This window comes from Streptomyces sp. LE64, assembly GCF_052606915.1.
Map to the genome: position 1 here is coordinate 1,911,417 of NZ_CP199708.1, position 24,298 is coordinate 1,935,714.

General features: G+C 75.3%; 24 protein-coding genes and 1 tRNA gene. 16 read left to right on the plus strand and 9 right to left on the minus strand.

What is annotated here, in order from left to right:
• The first annotated feature begins 93 nt into the window (after positions 1 to 93).
• Entirely contained in the window at positions 94 to 705 is a 612-nt protein-coding gene (locus ACSMX9_RS08450; protein WP_445401269.1) for a hypothetical protein, read from the plus strand.
• Between the two features lie 14 nt (positions 706 to 719).
• Here the strand turns inward: ACSMX9_RS08450 and ACSMX9_RS08455 are convergent, their stop codons facing one another.
• On the minus strand, positions 720 to 1,598 hold the full coding sequence (locus ACSMX9_RS08455; protein ID WP_445401271.1) for a spermidine synthase: 879 nt from the start codon (positions 1,596 to 1,598) through the stop codon (positions 720 to 722).
• Between the two features lie 64 nt (positions 1,599 to 1,662).
• Complete coding sequence (locus ACSMX9_RS08460; protein ID WP_445401273.1) at positions 1,663 to 2,163, minus strand: hypothetical protein; 501 nt, start codon at positions 2,161 to 2,163, stop codon at positions 1,663 to 1,665.
• 443 nt (positions 2,164 to 2,606) lie between these two features.
• Here ACSMX9_RS08460 and ACSMX9_RS08465 point away from each other — a divergent pair, with 443 nt between their 5' ends.
• From ACSMX9_RS08465 to ACSMX9_RS08500, 8 genes are all read left to right on the plus strand, one after another.
• Complete coding sequence (locus tag ACSMX9_RS08465) at positions 2,607 to 4,070, plus strand: hypothetical protein (protein WP_445401275.1); 1,464 nt, start codon at positions 2,607 to 2,609, stop codon at positions 4,068 to 4,070.
• 213 nt (positions 4,071 to 4,283) lie between these two features.
• On the plus strand, positions 4,284 to 5,276 hold the full coding sequence (locus tag ACSMX9_RS08470) for a phosphatase PAP2 family protein (RefSeq protein WP_445401277.1): 993 nt from the start codon (positions 4,284 to 4,286) through the stop codon (positions 5,274 to 5,276).
• The gene (locus ACSMX9_RS08475) at positions 5,176 to 6,363 is read left to right on the plus strand and encodes a hypothetical protein (RefSeq protein ID WP_445401279.1); all 1,188 of its coding nucleotides are present in this window, start codon (positions 5,176 to 5,178) and stop codon (positions 6,361 to 6,363) included. Before ACSMX9_RS08470 ends, ACSMX9_RS08475 begins: the two co-directional genes overlap by 101 nt.
• A 49-nt stretch (positions 6,364 to 6,412) precedes the next feature.
• A complete protein-coding gene (locus ACSMX9_RS08480) occupies positions 6,413 to 8,038 on the plus strand; it encodes a hypothetical protein (RefSeq protein WP_445401281.1) in 1,626 nt (541 codons plus the stop codon).
• Entirely contained in the window at positions 8,035 to 9,411 is a 1,377-nt protein-coding gene (locus tag ACSMX9_RS08485; RefSeq protein WP_445401283.1) for an AAA family ATPase, read from the plus strand. The genes ACSMX9_RS08480 and ACSMX9_RS08485 overlap by 4 nt, the downstream gene beginning before the upstream one ends.
• A gap of 123 nt (positions 9,412 to 9,534) precedes the next feature.
• Complete coding sequence (locus tag ACSMX9_RS08490; RefSeq protein ID WP_445401284.1) at positions 9,535 to 9,888, plus strand: hypothetical protein; 354 nt, start codon at positions 9,535 to 9,537, stop codon at positions 9,886 to 9,888.
• 143 nt (positions 9,889 to 10,031) lie between these two features.
• Positions 10,032 to 10,763 carry a hypothetical protein gene (locus tag ACSMX9_RS08495; RefSeq protein WP_445401285.1) on the plus strand — a complete coding sequence of 244 codons (732 nt, stop codon included), beginning with the start codon at positions 10,032 to 10,034 and terminating at the stop codon, positions 10,761 to 10,763.
• Positions 10,754 to 10,827 (plus strand) — tRNA-Lys (locus ACSMX9_RS08500). Before ACSMX9_RS08495 ends, ACSMX9_RS08500 begins: the two co-directional genes overlap by 10 nt.
• A gap of 62 nt (positions 10,828 to 10,889) precedes the next feature.
• On the opposite strand, the gene ACSMX9_RS08505 is transcribed toward ACSMX9_RS08500, so the two are convergent.
• A complete protein-coding gene (locus ACSMX9_RS08505) occupies positions 10,890 to 12,248 on the minus strand; it encodes a M6 family metalloprotease domain-containing protein (RefSeq protein ID WP_445401287.1) in 1,359 nt (452 codons plus the stop codon).
• 463 nt (positions 12,249 to 12,711) lie between these two features.
• On the opposite strand from ACSMX9_RS08505, the gene ACSMX9_RS08510 reads away from it, so the two are divergent.
• The 3 genes from ACSMX9_RS08510 to ACSMX9_RS08520 all read left to right on the plus strand — a co-directional run bounded on the left by ACSMX9_RS08510 (position 12,712) and on the right by ACSMX9_RS08520 (position 15,243).
• A complete protein-coding gene (locus ACSMX9_RS08510; protein WP_445401289.1) occupies positions 12,712 to 14,592 on the plus strand; it encodes a putative bifunctional diguanylate cyclase/phosphodiesterase in 1,881 nt (626 codons plus the stop codon).
• Between the two features lie 124 nt (positions 14,593 to 14,716).
• Positions 14,717 to 14,995, plus strand: coding sequence for a hypothetical protein (locus tag ACSMX9_RS08515; RefSeq protein WP_445401291.1), 279 nt, complete (start codon positions 14,717 to 14,719; stop codon positions 14,993 to 14,995).
• Entirely contained in the window at positions 14,992 to 15,243 is a 252-nt protein-coding gene (locus ACSMX9_RS08520; protein WP_445401293.1) for a type II toxin-antitoxin system RelE family toxin, read from the plus strand. Before ACSMX9_RS08515 ends, ACSMX9_RS08520 begins: the two co-directional genes overlap by 4 nt.
• Here ACSMX9_RS08520 and ACSMX9_RS08525 read toward each other — a convergent pair.
• The 3 genes from ACSMX9_RS08525 to ACSMX9_RS08535 all read right to left on the minus strand — a co-directional run bounded on the left by ACSMX9_RS08525 (position 15,218) and on the right by ACSMX9_RS08535 (position 16,771).
• Positions 15,218 to 15,517, minus strand: a complete 300-nt coding sequence (locus ACSMX9_RS08525) for a hypothetical protein (RefSeq protein ID WP_445401295.1) — start codon at positions 15,515 to 15,517, stop codon at positions 15,218 to 15,220. The genes ACSMX9_RS08520 and ACSMX9_RS08525 overlap by 26 nt on opposite strands.
• A gap of 163 nt (positions 15,518 to 15,680) precedes the next feature.
• The gene (locus ACSMX9_RS08530; RefSeq protein WP_445401297.1) at positions 15,681 to 15,884 is read right to left on the minus strand and encodes a DUF397 domain-containing protein; all 204 of its coding nucleotides are present in this window, start codon (positions 15,882 to 15,884) and stop codon (positions 15,681 to 15,683) included.
• Between the two features lie 26 nt (positions 15,885 to 15,910).
• The gene (locus tag ACSMX9_RS08535; RefSeq protein ID WP_445401299.1) at positions 15,911 to 16,771 is read right to left on the minus strand and encodes a helix-turn-helix domain-containing protein; all 861 of its coding nucleotides are present in this window, start codon (positions 16,769 to 16,771) and stop codon (positions 15,911 to 15,913) included.
• A gap of 285 nt (positions 16,772 to 17,056) precedes the next feature.
• On the opposite strand from ACSMX9_RS08535, the gene ACSMX9_RS08540 reads away from it, so the two are divergent.
• Together ACSMX9_RS08540 and ACSMX9_RS08545 are read left to right on the plus strand one after the other, a co-directional pair.
• Positions 17,057 to 17,560: an ATP-binding protein gene (locus ACSMX9_RS08540; RefSeq protein WP_445401301.1), complete on the plus strand. Its 504-nt coding sequence runs from the start codon at positions 17,057 to 17,059 to the stop codon at positions 17,558 to 17,560.
• A gap of 72 nt (positions 17,561 to 17,632) precedes the next feature.
• The gene (locus ACSMX9_RS08545; RefSeq protein WP_445402934.1) at positions 17,633 to 17,971 is read left to right on the plus strand and encodes a DUF6415 family natural product biosynthesis protein; all 339 of its coding nucleotides are present in this window, start codon (positions 17,633 to 17,635) and stop codon (positions 17,969 to 17,971) included.
• On the opposite strand, the gene ACSMX9_RS08550 is transcribed toward ACSMX9_RS08545, so the two are convergent.
• The 3 genes from ACSMX9_RS08550 to ACSMX9_RS08560 all read right to left on the minus strand — a co-directional run bounded on the left by ACSMX9_RS08550 (position 17,950) and on the right by ACSMX9_RS08560 (position 21,352).
• The gene (locus tag ACSMX9_RS08550; protein ID WP_445402935.1) at positions 17,950 to 19,023 is read right to left on the minus strand and encodes an LLM class flavin-dependent oxidoreductase; all 1,074 of its coding nucleotides are present in this window, start codon (positions 19,021 to 19,023) and stop codon (positions 17,950 to 17,952) included. The genes ACSMX9_RS08545 and ACSMX9_RS08550 overlap by 22 nt on opposite strands.
• 240 nt (positions 19,024 to 19,263) lie before the next feature.
• A complete protein-coding gene (locus tag ACSMX9_RS08555) occupies positions 19,264 to 20,481 on the minus strand; it encodes a hypothetical protein (RefSeq protein ID WP_445401303.1) in 1,218 nt (405 codons plus the stop codon).
• 88 nt (positions 20,482 to 20,569) lie between these two features.
• The gene (locus ACSMX9_RS08560; RefSeq protein ID WP_445401305.1) at positions 20,570 to 21,352 is read right to left on the minus strand and encodes an aspartate racemase/maleate isomerase family protein; all 783 of its coding nucleotides are present in this window, start codon (positions 21,350 to 21,352) and stop codon (positions 20,570 to 20,572) included.
• Between the two features lie 171 nt (positions 21,353 to 21,523).
• On the opposite strand from ACSMX9_RS08560, the gene ACSMX9_RS08565 reads away from it, so the two are divergent.
• Positions 21,524 to 22,732 carry a DUF418 domain-containing protein gene (locus ACSMX9_RS08565; RefSeq protein ID WP_445401307.1) on the plus strand — a complete coding sequence of 403 codons (1,209 nt, stop codon included), beginning with the start codon at positions 21,524 to 21,526 and terminating at the stop codon, positions 22,730 to 22,732.
• An 85-nt stretch (positions 22,733 to 22,817) separates the two neighbouring features.
• Positions 22,818 to 24,269, plus strand: a complete 1,452-nt coding sequence (locus ACSMX9_RS08570) for an amidase (protein ID WP_445401309.1) — start codon at positions 22,818 to 22,820, stop codon at positions 24,267 to 24,269.
• Positions 24,270 to 24,298: the final 29 nt, after the last annotated feature.

Sequence of the window (24,298 nt, forward strand, 5' to 3'; positions counted from 1 at the left end):
ATGTGGGTGACCCCTCGTCCGATCCGGACGAAGACGGCCGAGGACGTCCGAGGGGGCGACAGCGGGGGGTGGAGTGGGGCAGGATGGCCGACGATGCGCAGGGGACTCCTTCACTTCTCGGCTTGGACGCTCGCGACGGGCGCAGCGGTCACGCTGTCGTGGTGGGGCGTGCACACGGTCATGTCCGGAACGGCCTACGATCCACCGCTGGCGCTGCCGCTCCCCGCACCGGACGACGACGATGACGACGACGAGGAAGAGCGCGAGGAGCGGCCGGCGGCGAAGGAGCGGCCCTCGCCGGAGCGACCCTCCACGCCCTCCCAGCCGCGGACGCCGACCGCCGCGTCGAGCGGCGACCGCCCGCCGGCCGGGCAACCGAGCGCCCCGCCCACCACCTCGGCCACCGAACGGGGCAAGCCCGCCACCCGGGAGCCCGAGGACACGGGGGTCTCGGAGCAGATGGGTTCGTCCGGGTCCGCACCGAGCGCGATCAAGGCCACCAGCACGGAGGGCGGCCGGGTCGTCTTCGACATGGGGGTCGTCTCGGCGGAGTTGGTGTCCGCGACGCCCGCCTCCGGCTGGTCGGTGGAGGTGTTCGACAAGCCCGAGGTCAAGTGGATCCGGGTGGTGTTCGCCTCGGGCGACAAGCGGATCACCGTGAACTGCGGCTGGCACGACCAGGCACCCAAGGTGACCGTGTGGTGAGCGTCTCCTGACGTTCAGTCGAAGGTGCCGGGCGGCGGCGCCGGGGACGCGGTGGCCGTGGTGTCGTGGACGGGGCGCGCGCCGGCGGTGAAGTCGACCAGTGCCCGGCCGTGTTCGACCCGGGCCGGATGGGGGTCGGTGGCGACGCGCCGGCCGAGGGCGGCCACCGGCAGCGGGACGCCCGCCGCGAGGAGGATCGCGTTGCCGAACCGGCGACCGCGCAGCGTCGGGGCCGGGGCGATCAGTGCGCGTTCGGGGAACAACGTTGCTGCCGTGGCGAGTTGGCTGCGCAGATAGGTGAGCGGGCCGCCGTCGGTGAGGTTGGCGACGTAGTGGCCGCCGGGCGCCAGGACCCGTCGCACCTCGGTCAGGAACTCGACGCTGGAGAGGTGGGCGGGGGTTCGGGCGTCGGCGAACGCGTCCGAGATGACCAGGTCGGCCCAGCCGTCGGCGAATCTGCCGAGAGCTTCCCGGGCGTCCGCGGTCCGGACCCGGACCCGTGCCCGTGCCGCGGGGTCCAGGGGGAGTTCGGCGCGGACGAACGCGACCAGGGCGGCGTCCCGTTCGACGACCTGCTGGGTGGAACGGGGCCGGGTGGCGGCGACGTAGCGGGCGAGGGTGAAGGCGCCCCCGCCGAGGTGCAGCACCTTCAGTGGGCGGCCGGGCGGGGCCACCAGGTCCACGACGTGGCCGAGGCGGCGCTGGTACTCGAAGGCGAGGTGCGCGGGGTCGTCGAGGTCGACGTGCGACTGGGGGACGCCGTCGACCAGGAGGGACCAGGCCCCCGGGTGGTCCGGGTCGGGTTCCAGGACGGCCGCGCCGCCGTCGACCTCGGCCCGCCGGGGTGCGCGTCGCTCCCGCCGGCCCCGGTCCCTCGTCCGTTCGCGTGCCATGCGCCCATTATCGTCGGGCGCCGTCGCCGGGACCGCCCCGCGGGTGCGGGGCGGCGCGGGGCGGTCAGCAGCGGTTGTCGGCGGCCTCGATCATCCGGGCGGCCCGGCCCAGCGCCTCGCGGAGCACCGCCGGATCGGTGACCTGTCCGGTGGTGCCGGGCGGGAGCAGCCAGCCGGTGCCCGGGGGCTCGTCGACCAGGTCCGCGGGGGCGGTCGGCCCGGGGTCGGGGGGTGGTGGGGCGGGCGCGGCGGGGCCCGCCGGCCGGTCGTCGGCGAGCCCGTCCGTGGGGATGCCGCGGCCGAGGGTGCGGGTGCAGGAGCTGCCGGGCAGGTCCCAGCCCTCCGCGGTACCCGGCGGCACCAGGAAGCCCAGGGTGCGGCACCGGTTGTCGTGCAGCACCGGGCCCACCGAGGCGTCGGCGTCGCGGCGCAGGATGTCCACGGCCTCCAGCCCCTGTCGGGCGGGCACGGTGACCAGGTCGCATCCGACCGCCGCCCCGGGCAGTGGCAGAACGTTCCCGCTGGTGTCGGCACCGACACGGCCCGACTCGTTCGTCGCACTCATCACACTCGTCGCACTGGTCACGTCCATCGAGCTCATGGCGTTCGTGGTGTTCGTCGCGGGCGCCGGGCCCCCTTCGGGCACGGCGCCCGGCGGCGCCTCCGGCACGGCAGGTGCGCTGGGTTTCGTCCCGGCCTCCAACACGGACCCTCCTCGGTCGAGCGGATCGCTGACGGATGGCTCCCCGTCCGCCGGGTTCAACGGAGGAACGGCGTCAACGGCTACGGCGCCACGCCGCCGCAAAGGATGGCAGTTCATGGCAGATCACGGATGGGATATCCGTTTTGTACGCAAACGCTGTGTGGCGACCCGTTCACAGCCGGTACGTTCGTGCTCCCCCGAGCCCGTGCGGGCCTCGGCACCCGGTGCGGGGCGACGCGGCACACGGTCGGCCGGAGACGGCCGGGGCCGGTGGGGTCCGGCACGCGCGCACGAGAGGTCCGGCCATGGCGTCGTCACCCGAGCACCCCGACACAGCACCGGCGCGGTCGACGCGGACGCCCGCGCTCCCCCCGCCGACGCCGGCCGCGACCGCGCCCCGGACCAACACGGCCTTCCGGGCACTGCGCGGGGCGCGCTCGCCCGGCGAGTTCGCGGCGGCGGTGCGCCGGGCGGCCCGGGAGATCGGGGAGCGGGTCAGCTGCGACGCCCGCTACATCGGGCGGGTGGAGGCCGGGGAGATCCGCTGCCCCAACTACGCCTACGAGCGGGTGTTCCTGCACATGTTCCCCGGACGCAGCCTCAGCGACCTCGGTTTCGCCCCGCGGTCGGCCGTGCGGGGCCGGGCGGCGCGCCCCACCGGCCCCGAGCGGCCCCGCGTCCCGGGCCCCTCCCCCTCCCCCGCGCCCGACGCCCGCGCGCCGGGCCCCCGCCCCGAGGCGCACCGGGCGCGGCGACACGTGTGCACGGCCGCGGCCTCGGCGGGCGGGCCCCCGCCCGTGGGCCTCGGCCCGTTGGACGCCCCCGACGGCCCGAAGCCCGGCGGGCGGGCCGGGGCCGCCGAGGCCGCGGCCGTGGAGGAGGCCGTGCGGCGCATCCGGGTGCTGGACGACCGGCACGGCGCGGACGGCCTGTACCGGCGGGCCGCCGCCCCGCTGCGGACCGCGTTCGAACTCCTCGACGCGGCCACCGCCCGGCAGTCGACCGCCGACCGGCTGCACGCGGGCGCCGGCGAACTCGCCATCTCGGTGGGCTGGCTCGCCCACGACTCCGGCCGCTTCGCGGACGCCCGCTCGCACTACGCCGAGGCGCTGGCGACCGCCCGGATGTGCGGGGACGCGGGCGTGGAGGCCCACGCCTTCTGCAACACGTCCTTCCTGGCCCGGGACACCGGCCATCCCCGGGAGGCGGTGCGGACCGCCCAGGCCGGGCAGCGGGCCGCCCGGGGCCTCGGCTCGGCGCTGCTGCTGTCCCTGCTGGCGCTGCGGGAGGCGGGCGGCTGGGCCGGCCTCGGCGACCGGGCCCGCTGCTCCCGGGCGCTGGCCCGGGCCCGGGTGCTGTTCGAGCGCGGCCGGACGCACGGGGACGCCGAGCGCGGGGCGGCGCCCGAGTGGATGTCCTTCTACGGTGCCGCCGAGTTCGCCGGGCTGGAGGCGCAGTGCTGGTCGGCGCTGGGCGAGTGGTCGCGGGCGGCCGACCACGCGGAGCGCGCGGTCCGCCTCCAGGAGCCCCACTTCGTGCGCAACACCGCGCTGTACACCGCGGAACTGGCCGACGACCTGGCCCGGGCGGGCCGCCCCGACGAGGCGGCGGCGGCCGGGGAGCGGGTGCTCGGCCTGCTGGACGAGGTGCAGTCCTCGCGCGTCCAGTCGATGGTGGCGGCCACCGCCCGGGTCCTGCTGCCCCACCGCCGTTCGGCGGGGGTGGGCGCGTTCCTGGACCGGTACGCCGCGCTGCCCCGGCCCGCCTGAACCACCCCCGGTCGGCCCGCGTTCCGCCGCCCGGGAGAACGCCGTGCGGGCTCCGCCGGACGGCGGGCGGGACGGCGGGAGGCCGTCCGGCGGGCAACCGGTCGACCGGTCCGGGCGTCCTCGCCGACCGGGGGCGTCCACCCGCGTCCCGCGCCCGCACACCGTAGGGTGGGCGGGCCGTCAGGGCAGCACGCAGGAGTGAGGAGACCTTGGATGCCGAAGCGCGGACCGTCCGACATCCGGACGGCGACCGGACCGGCACCCGGGGCCGCGCCCCCGCGCCGCTGGTGGACCGAGCTGGTGCTCGTCCTGCTCGTCTACCTCGCCTACACGGCGGGTCGGCTGCTCGCCCGCGGTGACGTGACCACCGCCGTCGACCACGGACTGGCGATACTCCGGGCCGAGAAGGCACTCTCCCTCAACGCCGAGCACCCGCTGAACCGGCTCTTCACGGAGCACGCCTGGATCGGGGTGCCGGCCGACTTCTGGTACGCGTCGCTGCACTACGCGGTGACGCCGGTGCTCCTGGTGTGGCTGTTCCGCTCCCGCCGGGTGGAGTACCGGGCGGCCCGCAGCTGGCTGCTGATCTCCACCTTCCTCGGCCTGATCGCCTTCACCCTGGTGCCCACCTGCCCCCCGCGGCTGCTCTCCGTGGGCCACGGCTTCGTCGACACCATGGCGCAGTACAGCTCCTACGGCTGGTGGGGCGCGGAGGCCAGCGCCCCGCGCGGCATGGGCGGCATGACCAACCAGTACGCGGCGATGCCGTCCCTGCACGTGGGGTGGGCGCTGTGGTGCGGGGTCATCCTGTGGAAGTACGGGCGGGGTCCGCTGATGCGGACCGCCGCGGTGGCGTACCCGCTGGTGACGACGGTCGTGGTGATGGGCACCGCCAACCACTACTTCTTCGACGCGGTCGCCGGCGCCGCGGTGATGGGCCTCGGACTGCTGCTCACCCGGCCCGCGCTGCGGCTCGTCGACCGGACGACGGCCCGTTTCACGACCCGGACCGCCGCGCTGGCGCCCACCGTGGCGATGGCGTCCGCGGGCGGTCGTTCGGCCGGAAGTTCCCCGATTGTCGGTGGCGAGTGCCAGACTGCGGCGGGTGAGCGATTTCCCCGACAGCGCCAGCAGTCCGCCGAGCCGGCCGGACCGGGTTCCCGCCCCTCCGACAGCCGGGACGGCGCTCCGGCACCGGCTCGCTGAGCTGCGCGGCCCGGCACCGGCCCGGGCCATGGACGCCCGTTCCCTGGCCGCCCTCGCGGTGAACCCGGGGTGCGGCCGGCGGGCCCTGCTGGACGGGGCGGGCGTCGACAAGGCGAAGGTCGCCGCCCGGCTCGGGGCGCCCGCGGTGGCCGGCCAGTCGCAGTTCGCCATCGTGCGGGGACACGCCTTCGAGGCCCGGGTGAAGGGCGACGGCGGCGGAGCCCTGCTGCGCCTCGCGCACGCGGAACTGGACCCGACCGCCCCCGCTCCCGTCGCCGACGCGGTGCGGGTGCCGCCGCTCCCCTCGGACGGCGGGACCGACGCCCGGGTGGCGCGCACCGCCCTGGCGCTGCGCGAGGCGGCCCGGGCCCGCGGGTCCTGGACGCTGCTCGACCATCCGATGCTGGTGCTGGACGTGGCGGGCACCCCCGCGTTTCTGGAGCCCGACGCGGTCGTCGTCCACCCCGACGGGCGCTGGTCCGTCGTCGAGATCAAGTCCTTCCCCATGGTCGACGGGGCGGCGGAGCCGGCGAAGGTGGGGGCCGCGGCCCGACAGGCCGCCGTCTACGTGCTGGCCCTGGAACGGGTCGCCGAGCAGCTCGCGCCGGCGCCCGAGGTCGGCCACCACGTCCTGCTGGTGTGTCCGAAGGACTTCTCCAACCTGCCGACGGCGGCCGCCGTCGACGTGCGCAAGCAGCGCTCGGTGACGCGGCGCCAGCTGGCCCGGCTCACCCGGGTCGAGGAGCTCGCCCGGCACCTGCCCGCCGGGGCCACCTTCGACGTGGAGCAACCGGGCGGGGCGCTCGACGCGGCCGTGGCAGCGGTGCCCGCGGCCTACGCGCCCGAGTGCCTCTCCGCGTGCGAGCTGGCCTTCCACTGCCGCTCCCGGGCCCGGGCGGCGGACGCGGTGACCGCGCTCGGCCGCTCGCTCCGCGGCGAGTTGGGCGGGCTGAGAACCGTCGCGGAGGTGCTCGCCGCCGCCGAGGGCCGGCGCGGGGACCCGGCCGATCCGACCGTCGCCGCGCTGCGGCGGGCGGCGGCGCTGCGCACCGAGGCCCTGGCCGGGGCGGGGGCCGCCGCGTGCTGAGCGCCCCGCGTCCGGTCCCCGGCCCGGGTGCGGCCCGAGGGGGCCCCGGATGTCGCTGATCGGCCAGCTCGCCCGGTTGGAGGCGGTCCGCAGCGGGCGCGCCCAACCGCTGTCGACGGTCCGCCACCGTCATCTGTCGCACCGGCCGCTGGTGCTCGTCCCGTTGACCACCGCCGGTGAGGCGGGGGCGCCGCTCGCCGCGCTGGTGGGGACGGAGCGCACCGCGCCGCGGGTGCTGTTCGTGCCGCAGCCCCGGGACCGGGAGCTGCGTTCCGCGTTCCTGGCCGCCCTCGCCGACGCGGTGCTGCCGTACGTCGAGGACTTCGCCGGCTCGGTGGAGGTCGCCGAGCGCGCCGAGACCGACCCGGAGACCGGCAAGCGGGTCAAGGTCGAGGTCGAGTTGTGCGCGGACGCCCCGCAGATCATCGTGCCCGGCCGCGGCGGCGTGGACTTCGTGCGGCTGCTCGGCCGGTCGATGCGGTTCCGCCGCACTCTGGAGCAGGACCCGGACGCCCCGTACCCGGCGCCGCCGCGGGTGCCGCTGCTGGGGCGCTGGCTGACGCACTTCGGGGAGCGGGCGCGGGTGCCGGGCTCCTCGCTGCTGTTGGCCATGACGGACCTGCTCGCCCGGCACTGGGCGACCGGCCAGTCCGCGGTGGAGGACCAGCACCTGGGGGCGTTGCTGGCGTGGCTGGAGGCGCCCGAGGGCACCTCCGGCGCGGCGGCGGCGCTCCGCGCCGAGCTGGCCCGGGACGCGGAGGGCCAGTTGCTGCACCCGCCGGCCGGTCCGGCGACCGACCCCGCGTTCGACAACAAGCTGCTGGCCCCCGCGATCGAACGCTACGACCGGGCCCGCACCGCGCTCGCGGCGGCCGAGGACGGCACCGAGGCGGACGCCCGGCTCGGCGCGCTCACCGAGGCGGAGCACGCCTTGCGGGCCCTGGTGGTCAGCCGCACCCGGCCCACCTGGGACGCGGTGTGGCGGGGCCTGGACCTGCTGTGCACCTTGCCGGCGGGCGCCCGGGTGCAGGAGCGCTGGACCCGGGACCGCTGGTCGTTCACCGGCCACCGGGACCGGGTGCTGGCCGGCGAGCCCCCGCAGCCGCGCCGCGACGACGCGGTGACCGCCGCGAACAAGCTGGCCGCCCGGGAACGGGAACAGGCCCGGCTGGACGCCCAGGAGGCGCTGGACGACCCGCTGGTGATGGCGGCCCGCCGGCTCGCCGGGGAGGCGTTCGCGGGCGAGGTGGTCGACGTGGAGATGGCCTACGGCGAGGGCAAGCGCCCGACGCCCCGCCCGCTGGTCACCGTGCGCACCGCGGACCGGCCGCACCTCGCCGAGGGCACCAAGGCGTACCGTTCGCTGGCCGGCAAGCCGCAGACGGCCCGGTTCGTGGGGTACGTCGAGGAGGACGGCGAGCCCGCGGCGGAGACGGCGGACGGCACCGTCACCCTGGTGCTGCGGATCGTCGACCGGATGGGCCGGGGCAAGGAGCCGGAGCCCGGTTCCGTCCCGGAGAAGGGCGACCGGTCCTGCTGGACGCTCTTCGAGCACGACCAGCGCGGCGGGCCCAAGCTGCCCGAGCCGGAGGACACCCCCTGGACCCACGGCGGCCCGCCCGGGGAGGCCGGCCCCGAACGGCCCGACCCGGTGACCGGAGAGGACATCCTGTGAGCCTGACCAGCGGCATCCGCCATCCGGCCGCCCCGGAGGCGGTGGACGACCCGGGCGCCGCCGCGCACCGCGCCACCGAGGCGATCCTGGCCGACACCCTGCGCGGCGCGCACCGGGGCGTGGTGGTGGACTCCCCGCCCGGCGCCGGGAAGTCGACGCTGGTGGTGCGCGCCGCGCTGGAACTCGCCGCCGCCGGTCGTCCGCTGATGGTGGTCGCGCAGACCAACGCCCAGGTGGACGACCTGGTGCTGCGGCTCGCCGAGAAGGCGCCGGACCTGCCGGTGGGGCGGCTGCACAGCAGCGACCCGGATGCCTACGACAAGGCGTTGGACGCGTTGCCGCAGGTGCGGACCGCCACCCGGGCGGCCGACCTCGCCGGTTTCGACGTGGTGATCTCCACGGCCGCCAAGTGGGCCCATGTGAAGGGCGTGGAGCCGTGGGGGCACGCGATCGTCGACGAGGCGTACCAGATGCGTTCGGACGGCTTGCTCGCGGTGGCGAACCTCTTCGAGCGGGCGCTGTTCGTGGGCGACCCGGGGCAGCTCGACCCGTTCTCGATCGTCGGGGCGGAGCAGTGGGCGGGGCTCTCCTACGACCCGTCGGCGAGTGCGGTGTCCACCCTGCTGGCGCACAACCCGGAGCTGCCGCAGCACCGGCTCCCGGTCTCCTGGCGGCTGCCCGCATCGGCGGCGCCGCTGGTGTCGTCGGCGTTCTACCCGTACACCCCGTTCCGCAGCGGGACCCGGGCCGGGGACCGGACGCTGGCCTTCGCGTCGGCCTCGGACGGTTCGGGCCCGGACCGGGTGATCGACGAGGCCGCCGCCTCCGGCTGGGGCCTGCTGGAACTGCCGCCCCGGCACACCCCGCGCACCGACCCGGAGGCGGTGCGCGCGGTGGCCCTGGTGGTGCGCCGGTTGCTGGACCGGGGCGGGGCGACGGTCTCGGAGCGGGGGCCCGACCCGGTGCCGCTCACCGCCGGCCGGATCGCGGTGGGCACCGCGCACCGCGACCAGGCGGCGGCGGTGCGCGCGGCCCTCGTCGACCTGGGGGTGGCCGGGGTGACCGTGGACACCGCCAACCGCTTGCAGGGCCGTGAGTACGACGTCACCGTGGTGCTGCACCCGCTGTCGGGGCGGCCCGACGCGACCGCGTTCCACCTGGAGACGGGCCGGCTGTGCGTGCTGGCGTCCCGGCACCGGCACGCCTGCATCGTGGTCTGCCGGGGCGGGGTGACCGAGTTGTTGGACGACCATCCGTCCACGGAGCCGGTCGCGCTGGGCGTCACGCTGAAGTTCCCGGACGGGTGGGACGCCATGATGGCCACCTGGGACCACCTCTCGCACCACCGGGTGACCTGGACGCCGCCCGCCTGACCCGGGGAACCGTTCTCCCCCGCCCGGCCTGCCCCGTCGCGGTCTTGCGGGGCGGGGGACAATGGGAGGCGGCCCGGAAGCACCCCGCCCCGGGACACGTCGGTACACGCCGGGAGGCAGCAGATGTCGGAGTCCGAACCCGTCCGCGCCGAGCGACGGATGCGGCCCGCCCCGCTGCTGTTCGAGCCCACCGCCGCCACCGGCGACCCGGAGCACTTCTTCGACCTGGAGTCCATCGAGGACCCCCGGAAGCTGCTGACCCGGGCGACCGAGCTGACCCACGCCTTCCGGGCCGCCACCGACCGGGCCGTCGAGTTCCAGGCCATCGCCGCGGCCCGGCTCGCGGACCCGCGGCGCTTCGACCGGCTCACCCCGGCGGCGATCGCCGAGCGCGCGGAGTGGAGCGAGGAGTACGCGGTGAAGATGGTCGAGTACGGGCGCGACCTGTTGCGCGCCGCCCCGCCCGACGAGCGCTGACCCCTCGGCGGGCGTGGACCACCCGCCGGGCAAGGGCTTTGGTCATATGCAGGGTGCGCAAGGTACCCCACACGGCCCCTTGCCGTCTCACTTTCCGGCAACTCACGGAAATCGACCCCTCACGGCGGGTAAACATGCCTGCCATGAGCACCCACCCTCACGCCGCCGTCCCCGGGGACCGCTCCTGCTCCGCCGACCCCGCCGCCCCGGGCTCCCGCGTGCGGCCGCCCGCCGGCCCCGCCCCCTCGGGCGAGGGCTCGGCGCCCCTGCCGGACACCGGGGAGGCGGCCGCGGCCGGCGCCGCCTGGCTGGCCTCCGCAGGAACGTATCCGCAGGAGCTGCTCGACCGCTGGGCCGACCGGCCCGCCGTCCCGCTGGTCCTGCCCTGCGGCACCGTCTTCGACGTGGTGAACACCACGGCGCTGTTCGGCCGGGCCCTGCTGGACCGGCTCTGGGGCGAGGGCCCCGGCTCCGGGCCCGTCGCCACCCACCGGGGTCGCACCCTGCTGTTCGCGGCGCCCGGCACCGCCCACCGACTGCCCACCCTGCTGCGCTGGGAGGAGTGGGGCGCGGGCCTCGGCGCGGTGCCGCCGCTGCTCTGCCACGGCACCGGCGACGCGGTGACCGTCCCCCCGCTCGCCACCGGCCCGACCCCGGCCCCCGGCCCCAGCGCCGCCGATGCGAACACCCCGGCCGTCCCCGAGCCGGCCGGGTCCCGGTGGGTGGTGCCCCCGGCCGCCCGACGCCCCTGGCTACCGGGGCCCGAGGTACTGGTCTGGGCCTGCGTCCGGGCGGCCCGGGCAGCCCGACGAACATCGATTTCACCCGCCCCCGACCAGGGTGCTAAGGTCTACGACGTCAGCAGGCGCCGCTAGCTCAGTTGGTTAGAGCAGCTGACTCTTAATCAGCGGGTCCGGGGTTCGAGTCCCTGGCGGCGCACAGACGGCAGAGGCCCTCCGCAGCAGCGGGGGGCCTCTTGCATGCCCCACCACGGGCCGCCGTCACCGGGTCGAGATCCGCACCACCCACTCCCCCGTGGGGGTGCGCTCCGTCACCTCCACGCGCACCGGCACCCGCTCGTCGGTGACCGTGAGGCCCTCCCCCGCGCCGAGCGGGGCGTCCGCCAGTGGCGGGTACACGGACCGTTCCCAGCAGGCGTCCGTCTCCGGATGGCCGTCGACCACCCGCACCGGGCCCTCGCCCGAGGCCGCGACGCTGCGCACCCGGTACACCAGGACGCCCTCGGTGCAGGTGGTCCGGTCGTTGCCGACCGCGGCCCGGGCCTCCACCGCCACCGCGGTGGTGCGGCCGGTGCGGACCACCGCGAGCTTGGTGCCGCGCCCCGGCCCGGGCGGATCGGCGGTCGCGTCCGGAGCCACCGCCCGGGCCACCGGCCCCACCAGCACCGCGGCGCCCGCCACGGCCGGGCCCGCGGCGGACCCGGGCTCCGGGGGGCGGACGGAGACGGGCTCCAGGGTCAGCGGGGACTCGTCGCGGCCCTCCACGCACACCACCTGGTCGTCGGCGAGCCAGCCGAGCTTCCACTTGTGCCAGGCGAACAGGTCCGGGGCCATCCCGAACTGGCTGCCCATGACGTCCCAGTCGCCGACGTGGGTGTCCCAGTCGCCCGTCTCGTCCTCGGGGCGGTGGTAGAGGTCGGGCAGGTCGAAGACGTGGCCGGTCTCGTGGGCGAGGACGTTGCGGTCGGGCGGATGGCGCTCGAAGACGGTGACGATCCGCCGCAGGGCCGTGCCGTCCGCGCGCAGCGGCCGGTCGAAGTTGACGACCTTGGTGGCGTCCGAGTCCACGCCGGGGGCGTCCGGATCGGCGACGAAGTACACGATGTCGTAGGCGCCGAAGTCCACGTGCGGGTCGACCGCCGCGACCGCGTCGCGCAGGTAGGCGGTGCGGTGCTTGGCCTTCCAGTCCCGTTCTATCGCATAGGCGGTGGACGGCTTCGGCATGCTGATCCAGTCCTCGCGCGGATGCGGTCGCAGGGTGAACGCCCCGTAGGACGCCTGCTCGTAGAAGCGGTCGGTGGCCGGGAAGTGGTCGGCGGCGAGTTCCTGCGGCGAGACCAGTGGAACGGAGTCCGGGAAGGCGAGGAAGACCATGAGCGCGTCCAGCGCGCGCTCGGGCCGCGGGTAGCCGGAGTGCCAGGTGTCCAGCCCCTCCGAGTGGTGGGCATCGGTGCGCTCCAGGGCGCACGAGCCGGCGCGCGCCTCGGCCACGGCCGGGCCCGCGACCAGGGAGGTGGCCGCGAGGGCGGCCAGCGAGGTGGCCGCGGCGGTGGAGCGGGCCCAGCGTTCGCGCCGGATGCCCGGCACGGCGGCGCGGGCGGCACGGAACGGACGGGGCACGACGACCTCCGGGGGACGGCGGGGGACGGCAGCGGGACCGCACCGACCCCACCTTGTTCCGGTTCGCCCGGGATCGCCCTGCTGAAGGGGCCCGGGCGGGTGAGACGCGGGCCGGCGGGGCGGGATCGACGGCCGCGCGGAGGGGGGCCGCCGCCGCAGGGCCGCCCGCCGGAACCGGTCACGGCCCGTACCGGCCATCCGGGCGATCACCGAGCGTCACCCTGGAGCGGGGGCTCGCCGCGGGCCGCACGCTCCCTACGAAGGAACGATTCAGCAACCGGCGCACACCGGAGCGCACCGGAGCGCGAGTGGCTCGCACTCCGGAGCAGCCTCTATGATCAGCCTGTTTTCCGCGTGATTCCGGCCTCTGCGGCCCCGTCCGCGCGTTCGACCCCTCACCGGCTGGGAGATGACCCGGAGCACGACCACGCACGACGGCAACGACGCACTGCGGGAGTGAGCGGTGAGCGGAACGTCCGAAGGTCCCACGCCCACGACAGGCCCTGTCCCCCCGACCGTCACGCACAGTCGCCCCGATCGCCCCCCGCCCCCCGTCGAACGTCCGCGGCGCCCCGCCCCCGGCGTCCCGGCGGGCGGCTCGGGCGAGCCCTACCGCGCCGCGTTCGGTTCCGCCCCGCTGGCGATGGCCGCCATCGGCGCGGACGGCACGGTCATCACCGCGAACGACGCCTTCCACGCCCTGTTCGCCCGCGCCGCCGCCCCGGACGGCTCCCGGGGCCCCGTCGGCCGGCCGGCCGCCGAACTGGTGGACCTCGCCGCCGACGCCCGCACCCGACGCTCCTACCAGGAGGTCCTGCGCGGCCGGCGGGCCCGGCTGAGGTGCGACCGGCGACTCAAACACGCCGACGGACACGCCCTCTGGGCCCGTGTCACCCTCGCCCCCCTGCCCTCCCCCGCCGGCCCGGCCGTCGCCCTGCTGTCGGTCTCCGACATCAGCGCCCGCCGCGAACTCCAGTCCCGACTGCGCCACCTGCGGATGCACGACCCGGTGACCCGGCTCCCCAACCGCACCCTGTTCTTCGAACGGCTCGCCTCGGCGCTGGAGAACGGGGCGTACGAGGACGGGGGCACCGGCCGGATCGGCCTGTGCTACCTGGACCTCGACGGGTTCAAGGCCGTCAACGACACCCTCGGGCACCGGGTCGGCGACCACCTGCTCACCGCCGTCGCCGACCGGCTGACCCGCTGCGCCGACCGGGCGGGACTCGCACGTGCCAACACCCCGCTCGTCGCCCGCCTCGGCGGGGACGAGTTCGCCCTGCTGGTGGAGGACTCCACCGGCACCGAGCAACTCGCCGACCTCGCCCGGGCCGTGCTGCACGCCCTCCAGGAACCCTTCGACATCGCCGGCCAACGGCTGTCGGTCTCGGCCTCCATCGGTGTGGTGGAACGCCGCGCCGAAGGCACCACCGCCACCGGTTTGATGCAGGCCGCCGACACCACGCTGTACTGGGCCAAGGCCGACGGCAAGGCCCGCTGGACCCTCTTCGACCCGGAGCGCAACGCGCACCGGATGACCCGTCAGGCCCTCGTCTCCGCCCTGCGCCCGGCGGTGGAGCGCGAGGAGTTCACCCTCGCCTACCAGCCGCTGGTGGGGCTCGGGGACGGCACGCTGCACGGGGTCGAGGCCCTGGTGCGCTGGGAGCACCCCCAGTTCGGAACCCTGGCGCCGAATCGGTTCATCTCCCTGGCCGAGGAGGACGGGTCCATCGTGCCGCTGGGCCGCTGGGTGCTGCGCACCGCGTGTCGCCAGGCCCGGCGCTGGCAACTCGACCACCCCGAGGCCCCGCCCGTCTTCGTCAGCGTGAACGTGGCGGTCCGGCAGGTGTGGGACTCAGACCTGGTGGCCGACGTGCGGGAGACCCTCACCGAAACCGGACTCGCCCCGGGGCTCCTCCAGTTGGAGCTGACCGAGTCCGCGGTGATGGGCTCGGCCGGCCGCCCGCTCCAGGCCCTCCAGGCCCTCAGCGACATGGGCGTGCGCATCGCCATCGACGACTTCGGCACCGGCTACTCCAACCTCGCCTACCTCAGCCGCCTCCCGGTCTCCACCCTCAAGCTGGACGGCTCCTTCGTCCGCGGCTTCCGCTACGAGGACGGCACCCACCCCAACCCCGCCGACGAGGTCATCGTCGAGGCCCTGGTCCACCTCGCCCACCGCCTCGGCCTCACCGTCACCGCGGAGTGCGTGGAAACCGCGGGCCAGGCGTCCCGCCTCCAACGCATCGGCTGCGACACCGGCCAGGGTTGGCTCTACTCCCGCCCGGTGGCCCCCGACCTCATCCCCGCGCTGCTGGGCACCCGGGTGGGGCCGCCGCGGTAGGGGGCGCGGAGCCGTCCCGCACCGGTGCTGCGCTTCCGCGCGCCGGGGGTCGTTCCGACCCTCGCCCCGGCGCCTGGTGAAGACTTCTCCGTGTCGTTGTCGTCGGAGATCTGCGAGGTGCGCCATGAGCGAGGGGCCCGTGCTGCGGACGGTCATCGGTGGGCAGGCGGTCGACCTGCCCGCCAGCCTGGACGGCATCCGGGCCGCCCTGCCTGAGGAACAACGGGAAGCGTTCGACCGGGAGGTCGGCGCGGCCCCGATCGCCGACGTCCCCCTCATCGCCGCCCGTTGGTCCCTGCCCCAGGAGGCCCACGACGAGGAGGAGGAGATGCTCCGACGACTCAGGGACGGCGACTTCAGCGGCTTCAGCGACGTGGACGACGCGGCGGAGGCCGGTCGGTGAGCGCGAGCACCTACCGCGTGCAGTACTCGGACGTAGCACGCGCATCCGTGGCGGCACTCCCCGCACCGGTTCGCCGATCCTTCGACACGGACCTCCGACGGCTCGCGGCAGATCCCTACGACGTCGGTTCGAGAGCCCTCAAGGAACAGGACTACCGACAAGCCCTGGTGGGCGGCTGCATCGTCTCGTACTACGTCTCCACCACAGTACGGATCGTGTCCGTCACCCGGGTCCAGGGACCGCCCTGACCTCATGGTCCTCGGCAAAGGTCACCGGGGAGAAGTCCCCGGATCGGACCCGCCCGAGCAGTTCCTCTTCGGCCGCGTCATGTGGGGTGGGAATGTTCATCACCCAGCGGACCAGGGTGAACTGGAGCTGGTCGGCCGGCGCCGACTCGATTTCGGCGATGAACCGCTCCCGCAGTCCATCGGGAAGGGCTTCGCGCATCGCGCCGATCGTGGCGGGCACCCGCACCGGCCCGCCCGTCATGTACATCGTCAAGTAGGAGACGCGCTCGGTCATTCGTCTCCTCCACGGGCTACGCAGCCTTGCGTTCCCGTCATCGTAGGAGTCCAGGCGGCCGGCTCCGATGCCCGTGAGCCCGGCGCACCAGGGTGCGCGGCGGGCGTGTACTGCCGGACGTGCGCGGCGGGCGGTATCGGCACACACCAACGACGGCCCGAACCTAAGACCGGGCGAAGCCGCCGCTCACCGCGCCGCCCAGGAAGCTGGCGAACGCCTCCGGCGCCAGCAGCAGTACGGGCCCGCCCTGGTTCTTCGAGTCACGCACCGCGATACCCGCGTGGGCACGCGCGTCGGCGATCTCGACGCACTGCGATTGGCCGCCTCCGCTGTAGGAGGACTTCCTCCAGACCACTCCTTCAAGCACGTTCACTGTGCTGGCAAGCCTGTTCCTCATGCGTGCAGTCCTTCCAGGTAGTGATTGAGGCGATCCCTCGATTCGTCCACGGGGAACGCGACGGAGGAAATGGCGGAGAAGTCCCTCTGCAGGACGCCTACATGCTCGGCGTCATCCGTGTGGTGACCGCCCAAAGGGGTGTCCACACTGCCCACCGCTGACCAGGGATCCCGATAGGACAGGATGGTCATGGCGCAGCTGGCCCCATAGGTCGGGTGAACGGTGAGCGGAATGAGTTGCAGCTCGACGTTCGGCATTTCCGAGACATCGATGAGCCTACGAATCTGGTCCTTCATGACCGCGGACCCGGATGCAAGTCGGGCGTGCAGCGCCGATTCGGGTACAAGCGCGTGCACCTTGACCACCCTGCCCATCACGGCCTGGCGCGCCAAACGGACCGACACGAGATCCTCGGCCCTCCCCGGAGATACCGCAGCCGGCTGCTGGAAGATCATCTCCCGCGCATAGCCCGGCGTCTGGAGAAGCCCGGGAACGACGACCGGGTGATGCATCTGGATCTCTTGGGCTTCGACTTCCAGTTCGATGAAGTCCCCGTAGGACTGCGTGAGGTGCTTGGAGTACGCCGCCCACCACCCCTGCCCGGTCGGCTCCTCGGCGGCGCGGGCGACCTCTTCCACTCCGTCCGGGTCATCGATGCCGAGCTTCACGCAGAGGCCGTACACCTCTTCCCGCGTGATGCGGTAGTAGCCACGTTCGACTCGCGAGAAGCGCGCCTGGCTCCAGCCCATGGCACGAGCCGCGTCAGCCGATGACACCTCAACCGACTCGCGCCAGCGGCGCAGTTGGCCGCCCACCCGTCGCCGCTTGATTGACGGCGTCGCCCTCTTCTGAGTCATGGGCGCAGTCTGGCACGCCTTCGTCGTCCGTCGCCATGCGCACAGTTGTTCGCGCTAATTTTGGGTTTCTTGCAAAGAGTTGCGAGAGAAACCAAAAAAGGAGCAAGCTAACCCCGGACATGAAGTGACCGTGCTCTCACTCACGGTCACAGGGGCGTGCCCTGGTGCGTGCCCCTACCGGAACGGACGGTCGGCGGCTCACCTCGCCCCGGCCGTGGGCCGCCGCCGTGACCGGTCCGGTCGGGCGCGGCGGTCCGCTTCTCCCTCATCCAGAGCCGAGGCCCCATGAGCCACCACGTCACGACGGACCGCCACACCGGGCGGTTCCCCGTCGTTCCCACCCAGGACGTCCGCGACGAACTGACGCTGTTCCTGCCGTGCGAACCCCGCAACGGCGACGACGACGAGCGCACCACCGGCCCGGTCGAAGGCCGCTGGATCGGTCAGCTGCGCCGCGTCTACCGCGCCCAGCTCCACTACTGGGGGATTCCCCAACTCGCCGACGACGCGGAACTCCTGGTCAGCGAACTCGCCACCAACGGGCTCCGGCACGGCCGCGGGGACCGGATCCGCGTCCAACTCCTCATCGCCGCCCGGCTGGTCGTGATCGAGGTGGACGACGGCTCCAGCCGTCGCGCACGGGTGAGGGAGGCCGGGGCCGGGGACGAGAACGGGCGCGGCATGTTCCTGGTGGACGCGATCGCCGCCGCGTGGGGCGTCAGTCCAGACGGCACGCGGACCTGGTGCGCGCTGACCACGCCCCATGCCGTGCGGCGGGCTCCGCGGTGATCACCGCGGAGCCCGGAACCGTCCTCGTGGCGAGGCTGTTGGAAGCGCTCCGGGACGATCTGGCCCTGGTACCTGGTCCACGACGACCTCGAACGGGCCGTCGGCGCCGTGCCTCCCCCGGGGCCGGAGGAGGTCGACCGGCTCACCGGCAGGCTGCGCCGGTCGCTCGCCCAACTCGTGCGGGTGCTCCTGAAGCGGCGCGGCGGGCGTCCGTGCACCGTGGAGTCGGCCGCCGTGGCCCGGGCGCGGCGGGCCCTGGCGGAGCCCGCTCCGTACGAGAACGCCCGTCGTCACCCCGATGCCGCGCTCGGGCACCTGCGCAGGGTCGACCTCGTCACCCTCGACCTGCTCGACGCGCTGGACGAGGCACCCCACGGGTCTCCGCCCCCTCACCCCCGCGGGAACCCGTAGGCGTCGGCGATCAGTTCGTAGGAGCGGAGCCGGGCCGGGCCGCTGTGGGCGTTGGCGACGAGCATCAACTCGTCCGCGCCGGTGCGCTTCTGGAGCTCGTCGAGGCCGGCGCGGACCTCGTCGGGGGTGCCGTGGACCACGTCGGCGTTCCAGGTGTCGACGAACTCGCGCTCCATCGGGGTGTACGGGTGGTGCTCGGCCTCGTCCGGGGTGGGTACCAGCCCGGGGCGGCCGGAGCGGAGCCGGAGCATGCTGAGGGCGGCGGTCAACACCTGACGGCGGGCCTCGGCGGGGTCCTCGGCGGCCAGGGCGGAGACGCCGATCAGGGCGTAGGGCTCGGCGAGCACCGCCGAGGGGCGGAACGCCTGCCGGTACAGGTCGAGGGCGGGGACGGTGTTGCGGGCCGAGAAGTGGTGGGCGAAGGCGAACGGGAGTCCCAGGGAGCCGGCGAGGCGGGCGCTGAAGCCGGAGGAGCCGAGCAGCCACACGGGCGGCCGGTACGGGGACTGGACCCCGCCGGGGGCGGTGGCCTGGACGGGGCCGGGCACGGCGTGGATGCGGGCGTAGGGGTGGCCGGGCGGGAAGTCGTCGTCGAGGAAGCGGACCAGTTCGGTGACCTGCTCGGGGAAGTCCTCGGCGCCCTCGCCGGGGCGGTCGGTGCGACGCAGGGCGGCGGCGGTGGCACCGTCGGTGCCGGGGGCGCGGCCGAGGCCCAGGTCGACGCGGCCGGGAGCGAGCGCCTCCAAGGTGCCGAACTGCTCGGCGACCACCAGGGGGGCGTGGTTGGGGAGCATGATGCCGCCGGAGCCGAGGCGGATGCGCTCGGTGTGCGCGGCGAGGTGGGCGAGGATCACCGCGGGGGACGAGGAGGCCACTCCGGGCATCGAGTGGTGTTCGGCGACCCAGTAGCGGTGGTAACCGCGGGCTTCGGCGCGACGGGCGAGTTCGACGCCGGTGCGCAGGGCGTCGGAGGCGGTGTGCCCGACGCCCACCGTGGCCAGGTCGAGGACGGACAGAGGGACGGGGGCGGTGCCCTGGCGGAGGCCGCTGATGTCGTCGCGGGTGGCGGCGGGGTCGGGCCCCGCGCCGGCGGCTCCCCCGGACGCTGCGGTCACCCTGCTGCCGTCGCCGTGCACCGTGCTCGTCGTCACTGCCACCGTGTGCCCTCCCCTGCCCGCGGACCCGTGCCGGGGCAGCCTTCGTCGTCGCCTTGACGACCTACTGAACAGGAGGGGCGCTCCGGTTGTTCCCGGGAGCACCGGTCGTTCCGGGGATCGTGGGGACGGACGGGGTCAGACCGCGTACGTCCACACCACCAGCATGTGCGCCCCGTACCAGGCGCCGAAGAGCCCGGCGGCCGTCAGCGTCGGGACGAGACGGCGCCGGGGCAGTCGGGCCAGGGCGTGCGCGAGCGGGATCAGGAGCAGCAGCGCGGGCACCAGCAGCCGCAGCTTGGAGTGGTAGAAGTTCGACTGGCCCAGGGTCAGCACCAGCATCGCCGTGCCGTAGCCGAGCAGCGGCGGCCAGGTGGGGCGGCACCAGGCGAGCGCGGTGAGCGCGCAGGCGGCCAGGAGCAGGCCCGCGGTGCTGAGCGGCACCCAGCCCTCGCCGCGCAGAAGGGTGTCGAGGAGGAAGTCGACGGTGGCGGCGCCGTAGTCCCAGTGGGTGCCCCAGCCGGCTTCCTGGACGACGAAGTAGCCGTCGAGCCGGCCGGTGCGGTGGGCCACCCACAGCAGGTAGCCGGGGGTGCCGGCGCAGGCCAGGGCCAGTCCCGCCAGGGGGCGCCAGGTGAGCCGGCGGGTGCGGCGCAGTTCGGCGAGGACGGCGACGGCCAAGGCCAGGGCGAGGGCGGCGGCGGCCGGGCGGGTGAGCCCGGCGAGCAGTCCGAGGGTGCCGGCGGCGAGCCAGCGGTGACGGTGGGCGGCGAGCAGCGCGCCGGCCGCGAGGGCCAGGAACAGGGCTTCGCTGTAGGCCATGACGAGGGCCACCGCCATCGGCTGGGCCACGGCGACGAGGACCAGGGCGACCTCGGCGGTGCGCCGCCCGTACAGCGCGTCGACCAGCCCGTGCACGGCGAACAGGGCGCCGACGAGCGCCAGGTGGGTCACGACCAGGGCGGCCGTGTGGACGTCGAGCCCGGTGACGGTGTGCAGTCCGCGGGCCAGCAGGGGGTAGAGCGGGAAGAAGGCGAGGTTGTTGCCGAGGGGCTCGCCGTCGGCGTAGACGATCTCCTCGGGGTACCCGGTGCCGGCTATCTCCGCGTACAGCTGCCCGTCCCAGGAGAGCAGCCGCTGGTGCACCCCGCCGAGGCCACGGGCGGAGGCGAGGACGAACAGGGCGGTGAGGTGGGCGGCGGCGGCCACCGCGTACACGGTGAGGACCGTCCACACGGTGCGGTACCGCTCGACCGCCGGGACCTCCGGGCCGCCGGCGGGGGTGGCGGAGGCCGTGCGGCGCAGCGGGGACGGCAGGAGGACCCTCGGGGTGCGGGGGCGGGTCTGGGCGGCCATCTGGGTCTCTCCTCGCGCGGGGCGGCGGCTGCCATCCTCGCGCACCCCGGGGCCGGGCCGGTGGCCGGGCCGGGTGGAGCAGTGCAGGTCAACGGGGTGGGGGTCGGTCCGCGGGCATCTGGACCAGGGGTTCGCGGGTGAAGAGGGCGCCGAGGCGGGGGGCGTTGACCCGGCGGTCGGTGAGGCGCAGCGCCTCCCAGACGGTGACCTGGTTGGCGGTGAGCACCGGTTTGCCGAGGTGCTGCTCCAACGCGGTGAGGTGGGCGGCGGTGCGCAGCGGGGTGCCGGGCAGCAGCACCGCGGTCGCCTCGGGGACGTCGGCGGCGCGGGCCAGTTCGGTGAGCGCGGTCAGCCCGTCCGCGGGGGCGGGGGCGCCGGTGGCGCTGGGGGCGGACACCACCCGGGCGCCGGACTCGGCGGTCAGGAACCGGGCGAAGCGTTCGGTCAGCTCGGGCCCGTACACGGGGGCCACCGCGAGGCGTTCGGCGCCCAGCTCGCGCACCGCGTGGGCGAAGGCGAAGGAGGTGCTGGAGGCGGGCAGCCCGGCGGCCAGGGCGAGGGCGCGCACCTGGGCGTGGGCGCCCTCCTGCCGGAGGGCGAATCCGGGGCCGGCCCACACCAGGGCCTCGGCGCCGGCCAGCCGCAGTTCCTCGACGGCGGGGGCGAGGCGTTCGCCGTCCGGGGGCACCGGGACGGCGGTCAGGGCGGGCCCGGGGCCGTCCGGGGCCGCGGCGGCGGGGTCGGAGGCGTCGACGGAGGCGGGCGCGGCGCGGACCGCGTGCAGTCTGATCCCGCCGCCCAGCAGTTGCTCGACGCGCACGTAGTCGTCCGCCGCGGTGCCTTCCGGGTACAGGAATCCCAGCGAGGTCACGTACTGCCTCCTTCTGCGCCGGCCCGGGTGCCCTCCTCCCAGGATGCCCCGCGGGGGCGTCCGCGGCCCGCCGGGAGGAGGCCCCGCGCGGGTCGGGTACATCCTTCGGTGTAGCGGGGGTTCATCAACGATCACGACGTATCGACCGGGCGCCGCCGGAACGATGGGGGCATGACAGAAACGCTGCCGCCCCACCGGACCGAGGCCCCGCCCGCTCCGGTGCAACGGAAGCCCCGCAACCCCCTCCTCGACGTGGTGCGGGGGGTGGCGATCCTGGGCACCCTGGCGACCAACGTGTGGATCTTCGCCTCACCCGGTGGGGAGGGCGCGCTGTTCACCACCGCCGGGGAGACCTCGTTCGCCTCCTTCCCCGACGCGGTCGAGGGCACGGTGAGGCTGTTGGCGAACGGCAAGTTCCTGTCCCTGTTGACGGTGCTGTTCGGGGTGGGCCTCGCCATCCAGTACGCCTCCGCCGCGCGCCGCGGCCAGCCCTGGCCGGGACGGTACCGGTGGCGGGCGCTGTTCCTGTTCGCCGAGGGCACCGTGCACTTCCTGCTGGTGTTCGCCTGGGACGTGCTCATGGGGTACGCGGTGACCGCGCTGCTGGTGGCCTGGCTGCTGACCCGCTCGCAGCGGGCCCGGAACCGGGTCATGTGGACGGCGGCCGGGGTGCACCTGGCGTTGATGGCGGTGCTGACGGCGGGGCTGGCGGCGATGGGCTCCGAGGCCGGGGAAGTGGACCGCGCGGCGGAGCGCGAGGTGATCGACCTGTACGCGCACGGCGGCTACCCGGAGCAGATCGGCTTCCGCCTGGACAACGTGCTGTTCTTCCGGATGGAGCCGGTGCTCTCCTTCGCGCTGCTGGTGTTCCTCTTCCTGCTGGGCGTGCGGCTCTTCCGGGCGGGCGCGTTCGGCGCCGACGACACCGGGCGCCGCATCCGCAACCGGCTGCTGGGCTGGGGCCTGGGCCTCGGGCTGCCGCTGTCGGTGGCCCTGCCGCTGGCCGGCTCCGAGTTCTTCCTGCTCGACCGGTACGTGGTCGGGCCGCTCACCGCGCTCGGTTACCTGGGCCTGGTCGGGCTGCTGGTCGACCGGGCCACCCGCGCCGGCCGCGCCCCCGGCCCGCTGCTGCGCGGCCTGACCAACGTGGGACGCACCGCCCTGTCCGGCTACGTCCTCCAGAACCTGCTGTGCATGCTCGCCGCGTACGGCATCGGCCTGGGCCTGGCGCACCGGCTCGGCGAGGAGTGGTGGCCCTGGTGGCCGCTGGCCCTGTGGACGGTGGTGTGCGCGGTGCTGATGGTCGGCTCCACCCTGTGGCTGCGCCGCTTCACCGCCGGGCCGTTCGAGTCGGTGCAGCGGTGGGCGCTGCGCCGCTGACGCCCCGCTCCGCACGGGTCGGGGCGGGCGGCCCTGGGTATGCCTGACCCGGAACCAAGGGGGGCGTGCCCACGGGAGGGGTGTCATGCGTCAGCTCGCGCGGCTGTCGGCGGTACGGATGCTGGACGGGTACCGGAAGGGGGAGTTCAGTCCGGTCGAGGTGACGGAGGCGGTGCTGCGCCGCTGCGAGGAGGTGCAGCCCGCGCTGAACGCGTTCGTGCGGCTCGACGCCGACCGGGCGCTCGACGCCGCCCGCGCCTCCACCGAACGGTGGCGGCGCGGCCGACCGGCGGGCCTGCTGGACGGGGTCCCGGTCAGCGTCAAGGACCTCCTGCCGCAGCACGGGGTGCCCACCCTGCGGGGTTCGCGCACCGTCGACCCGGCGGCCCGGCTCGCCGACGAGGACGCTCCCGCGGTGGCCCGGCTACGGGAACACGGTGCCGTGTTCACCGGCCGCACCACCACCCCCGAGTTCGGTTGGAAGGGCGTGACCGACTCCCCGCTGACCGGGATCACCCGCAACCCGTACGACGTGGGCCGCACCGCCGGCGGCTCCAGCGGGGGCAGCGCCGCGGCCCTCGCGGCCGGAGCCGGCCCGCTGTCGGTGGGCACCGACGGCGGCGGCAGCGTCCGCATCCCGGCCGCCTGCTGCGGGGTGTTCGGCCTGAAGCCCACGTACGGGGTGGTCCCGGTGTACCCGGCCAGTGCCTTCGGCACCCTCTCCCACGTGGGGCCGATGGCACGGGACGCCGCGGACGGCGCCCTGCTGCTGGACGTGCTCGGCGGCGCCGACCCCCGCGACTGGGACCGGGCCGCGCCCCCCTCGGGCACCTTCCGCGACCCGGCCGAGGGGGTGCGCGGACTCCGGGTGGCGTTCTCCCCCGCCCTGGGCGGGCAGGTCGCCGTCCAACCGCAGGTGGCCGCCGCGGTGCGGCGCGCGGTGGAGGCCCTGGCCGGGCTCGGCGCCCATGTGACGGAGACCGACCCGGACCTCGCCGACCGGGTGGACGCCTTCCACACCCTGTGGTTCAGCGGGGTCGCCCATGTGACCCGGGCCCTGGGCCCCGCCCAGCTCGCCCTGGTCGAGCCGGAGCTGCGGGCGGTGCGCGCGGCCGGGGAACGCGTCTCGGCGCGGGAGTACCTGACCGCGCGGGACGCCCGGGCCGACCTCGGCCGCCGGATGGGCCTCTTCCACCGCCGCCACGACCTGCTGGTCACCCCCACCCTGCCGCTGACCGCGTTCGCGGCCGGCGTCGAGGTCCCGCCCGGCAGCGGGCTGCGCCGCTGGACCGGCTGGACCCCGTTCACGTACCCGTTCAACATGACCACCCAGCCCGCGGCGAGCGTCCCGGTCGGGCTGGACGCCGAGGGGCTGCCGATCGGCTTGCAGATCGTGGGCGCCCGGTTCGCCGACGCCACCGTGCTACGGCTCGCGCACGCCCTGTACGCGGCCGGGATCGCCGGGGTCCCCGCGCCCGAGCCGCCGGCCACCGCGGCGGACTCCTCCCGCTGGCGCCCGGAGCCCCTCGCCGACTGATCGGGGCGCGAACCGATCGGCATGAGTCG

Excerpts from the sequence above, each read along its gene's own strand:
- ACSMX9_RS08450 (WP_445401269.1), top strand. The coding sequence starts at position 94 with ATGCGCAGGGGACTCCTTCACTTCTCGGCTTGGACGCTCGCGACGGGC.
- ACSMX9_RS08455 (WP_445401271.1), bottom strand. The coding sequence starts at position 1,598 with ATGGCACGCGAACGGACGAGGGACCGGGGCCGGCGGGAGCGACGCGCA.
- ACSMX9_RS08460 (WP_445401273.1), bottom strand. The coding sequence starts at position 2,163 with ATGAGTGCGACGAACGAGTCGGGCCGTGTCGGTGCCGACACCAGCGGG.
- ACSMX9_RS08465 (WP_445401275.1), top strand. The coding sequence starts at position 2,607 with ATGGCGTCGTCACCCGAGCACCCCGACACAGCACCGGCGCGGTCGACG.
- ACSMX9_RS08470 (WP_445401277.1), top strand. The coding sequence starts at position 4,284 with ATGCCGAAGCGCGGACCGTCCGACATCCGGACGGCGACCGGACCGGCA.
- ACSMX9_RS08480 (WP_445401281.1), top strand. The coding sequence starts at position 6,413 with ATGTCGCTGATCGGCCAGCTCGCCCGGTTGGAGGCGGTCCGCAGCGGG.
- ACSMX9_RS08490 (WP_445401284.1), top strand. The coding sequence starts at position 9,535 with ATGTCGGAGTCCGAACCCGTCCGCGCCGAGCGACGGATGCGGCCCGCC.
- ACSMX9_RS08495 (WP_445401285.1), top strand. The coding sequence starts at position 10,032 with ATGAGCACCCACCCTCACGCCGCCGTCCCCGGGGACCGCTCCTGCTCC.
- ACSMX9_RS08515 (WP_445401291.1), top strand. The coding sequence starts at position 14,717 with ATGAGCGAGGGGCCCGTGCTGCGGACGGTCATCGGTGGGCAGGCGGTC.
- ACSMX9_RS08525 (WP_445401295.1), bottom strand. The coding sequence starts at position 15,517 with ATGACCGAGCGCGTCTCCTACTTGACGATGTACATGACGGGCGGGCCG.
- ACSMX9_RS08535 (WP_445401299.1), bottom strand. The coding sequence starts at position 16,771 with ATGACTCAGAAGAGGGCGACGCCGTCAATCAAGCGGCGACGGGTGGGC.
- ACSMX9_RS08540 (WP_445401301.1), top strand. The coding sequence starts at position 17,057 with ATGAGCCACCACGTCACGACGGACCGCCACACCGGGCGGTTCCCCGTC.
- ACSMX9_RS08555 (WP_445401303.1), bottom strand. The coding sequence starts at position 20,481 with ATGGCCGCCCAGACCCGCCCCCGCACCCCGAGGGTCCTCCTGCCGTCC.
- ACSMX9_RS08565 (WP_445401307.1), top strand. The coding sequence starts at position 21,524 with ATGACAGAAACGCTGCCGCCCCACCGGACCGAGGCCCCGCCCGCTCCG.
- ACSMX9_RS08570 (WP_445401309.1), top strand. The coding sequence starts at position 22,818 with ATGCGTCAGCTCGCGCGGCTGTCGGCGGTACGGATGCTGGACGGGTAC.